3 protein-coding genes are annotated in these 3,202 nt (G+C 73.0%); 2 read left to right on the forward strand and 1 reads right to left on the reverse strand.

From position 1 onward, the window contains the following. Both QQA02_RS11585 and crgA read left to right on the forward strand, forming a co-directional pair. Positions 1–1,017 (forward strand): Stk1 family PASTA domain-containing Ser/Thr kinase (locus QQA02_RS11585; RefSeq protein ID WP_284864351.1); only part of this gene is annotated, 1,017 nt, incomplete at its 5' end. 242 nt (positions 1,018–1,259) lie between these two features. After that, positions 1,260–1,535 (forward strand): cell division protein CrgA, encoded by a 276-nt coding sequence (gene crgA, locus QQA02_RS11590; protein ID WP_284773768.1) that lies wholly within the window; start codon positions 1,260–1,262, stop codon positions 1,533–1,535. 252 nt (positions 1,536–1,787) lie between these two features. On the opposite strand, the gene QQA02_RS11595 is transcribed toward crgA, so the two are convergent. Beyond that, positions 1,788–2,606, reverse strand: a complete 819-nt coding sequence (locus QQA02_RS11595) for a cytochrome b/b6 domain-containing protein (RefSeq protein WP_284773767.1) — start codon at positions 2,604–2,606, stop codon at positions 1,788–1,790. Between the last annotated feature and the right edge of the window lie 596 nt (positions 2,607–3,202).

A 3,202-nucleotide genomic window follows, 5' to 3' on the forward strand; every position in this document is an offset into this window, starting at 1 on the left:
CCCGTGGCCGAAGGCCGGCCGCGGCGCCGCGACGACCGCGCGCGGCACCGGCGCGGCCCGTCGAACTGGCCGCGCTGGGTCGCCGCGGCGCTCGCCGTGGTGGTGCTGGCTATCAGCGGCGCGTTCGCCTACGACTTCTTCGCCAACGACGACGATGGCGGCGGCACCTCGAGCTCCGCGGTGGCGGTGCCCGACGTCGTCGGCTGGCAGCGCACCGACGCCGAGCAGACCCTCGAGAAGGCCGGCCTGCGCGTCGACGTCAACGAGGAGCCCAGCCCGGACGTGCCGCGCGGGCAGGTCATCCGCACCAACCCGGGCGCCGGTTCGCGGCTGCAGCCCGGCACGGCGGTGGAGCTCATCGTGTCCTCGGGACGCGAGATCACCGACGTTCCGGACCTGAGCGGGATGACGCTCGACGAGGCCCGGCGCACCCTGGAGAAGGCCGGTCTGGCGCTCAAGGGCCAGGTCGAGGAGGAGGAGTCCGACTCCGTGCCGGCGGGCCAGATCATCTCGCAGAACCCGGCAGCCGGCAGCCAGATCTCCAAGGGCACCGAGATCGCCGTGACCGTCTCGACCGGCAAGAAGCAGGTGCGCGTGCCGGACGTGAAGGGGCTCTCGCTCGACGAGGCCCGCTCCACCCTGGAGTCGATGGGCCTGCGCCTGGAGCCGAACTACATCGACTCCCACGAGCCGGAGAACCGCGTGCTCGCCGTCGAGGGAACGGGCAGCGAGGTCGACGAGGGTTCCTCGGTGACCGTGACCATCTCGAACGGACGCCTGATCGCGATGCCCTCGATCACCCGGATGAACCGCGCGCAGGCGCTCGCCGCGCTGCGCGAGGCGGGCTGGCAGGGGCCGGACTCCGCGCTGACCGTCGGTGAGCCGGTGGCCACGGGCGCGCTGACCGACCAGGACAAGATCGCCGTGTCCACCCCGGCCGCCGGTGAGGACCTGCTCCGCGACCAGTCGGTCGAGGTGCGGCTCTGGGACTTCCGCCCGGAGGCGCTGCTGCCTTAAGCGCGGGGGTGCGGCCGGCCGGGTTGTCGGCCGAGGGCGGAGCGGCCGGTGGCGTCTTCGGGGCGTCGCCGGCCGTTTCGCGTGCGGGGCTCCGGGGCGGTGGGACGGGCTTGCGCCGGGTGGCAGGGCGGGCTTGCGCCGGGTAGCCGCCGCGCCGCCGACGTGGCCTGGGGCGGCGCTGCTGCTAGACTGTGCGGGTCAAGATCCCCTTACCGACGTTCCATGCATGAGGTGACCCGGCAATGCCCAAGGCGAAGATCACGAAGAGCCAGCCGCTGGCGCCCTCCACGGGCGGCGCGAACGCGAACCGTACCCCGGTGAAGATCAACACCGGCGGCACCCCGGTCTGGTACAAGACCATCATGTTCGCGCTGATGCTGCTCGGCCTGGCCTGGCTGGTGGTCAACTACCTGGCCGGGCCGAGCATCCCGTTCATGGCCGAGCTGGGCCCGTGGAACTTCGCCATCGGCTTCGGGCTGTTCATCGTCGGCCTGCTGATGACGATGGGCTGGCGCTAGTCCGTACAGCCCGGCTGCGCCCGCGCGGCCGCAGCCACATAAGGAAACCGCCCCGGTTGATCCCGGGCGGTTTCCGGCGTTTCCGGGGGTCTCCGGAGGACCGGTGCGCGCGGTGCCGGGGCTCATCCGCCCGGCGTGGTGCTGAGCCCAGCAAGGCCCTACATAGCAAGCGGACGCCTTGCTGGGGCGGGAAACGCCCTTGCTATACGGGGCCTTGCTGGGTCGGAGCGCCAGGCCGAGGCAGACCCCCACTCAGCGCGCGGTCACCCGCCCCATCAGCCGGGCGGCGGGCGCCAGCAGCATCGGCCGGGCGGCCAGGGTCGCGCCGGCGGTCACGAGCATCGCGACGACGAAGAGCACCGGGCCGAGCCAGCCCGTGGAGTCCTGGGCGGCGAACATCCCGTTGAGGTTGGCGATGACACCGGTGGTCAGCACCAGGCCGACGTGCACGACGGTGAACACGCAGAAGTAGATCATCACCGGGAAGTGCACGGCGCGCGCGACGGTCAGCGGGTAGATCTTCGAGGCGCGCTTCCACCTCATCGACCACCAGCCGCTCATCCGGAAGCCGGTGGCGATGGCCAGCGGCGCGGCGACGAAGACGGTCAGGAAGTAGAAGATCTGCTGCAGGCCGTTGTAGTGCACCCAGGCGTGCTCGGTGGGCCAGTCCAGCGTGAGGTACTGCAGCCCCGCGGAGACCGCGTTGGGCAGAACCTCCCAGCTGGTGGGCACGATGCGCATCCACTGGCCGGTGGTGAACAGCAGGACGATGAAGACGACCCCGTTGAGGATCCACGCCAGGTCCACGCACAGGTGCAGCCACAGGGTGATCGAGATCTTGCGTTTGTGGTCCCAGTGCGGCGTCCAGTAGGCCGGCGCGCGCCGCTCGCTGCGGATCTGCACGCCGGTGCGCACGATGAGCGCCATGAAGAAGATGTTGAAGAAGTGCGCCCAGTTCAGCCACGCCGGGAAGCCGACGGGCGTGGACTCGGGCGTCGGCGCACGGCCGGGGTAGCGCTCGATGAAGTCGGCGACGGGTCCGGTGCCGACGAGCCAGCGCGCGAAGAGCACGACGAGGCCGAAGACGACGGCGAGCCCGACGACGGTGCCGGCCCACTTGGCCCAGCGCGGCAGCGCGAACTTCCGCTTGCCGACGTCCCGTTGCTCACCCTCGGCGGTATCCGCCGCCGTCGCGGCGGTTGCGGCGGCCCCGGTGGTAGCGGCCGCGGCCGAGACCCAGGGAGCCGGTGCGCCGGGACCGGGTGCGCTGGCGGCGGGAGCGCCAGGAGCGGCGGCGCCGGGGGCAGCGGGAGCCTGAGCACCCGGGGCGCTCGCACCAGGGACAGCGGCTCCCGGAACGGCGGAACCAGAGGCGGCGACGCCAGGAGCCGCGGCACCAGGGGCAGCGGCACCCGGAGCAGCCGTGGCTGCCGGGGTCGCAGGGGCACTCGCCCCCGGAGCGGCGGCGCCGGGAGCACTTGTGCCCGGGGCGCTGGCGCCAGGAGCTGCAGCGCCCGGAGCAGTAGCCGACGGGACCGCGGCACCCGGCGCGCTCACGCCCGGTGCGGCGGGGGCCGAAGAGGCAGCGGGGGCTGCCGGAGCGGCAGGCGCCGGAGGAGCCGCCGGAGCAGCCGAACCAGGGGCGGCGGCGCCGGGCGCGCGGGCAC

This window comes from Corynebacterium sp. MSK006 (assembly GCF_030232385.1).
Classification (GTDB): Bacteria; Actinomycetota; Actinomycetes; order Mycobacteriales; family Mycobacteriaceae; genus Corynebacterium; species Corynebacterium frankenforstense_A.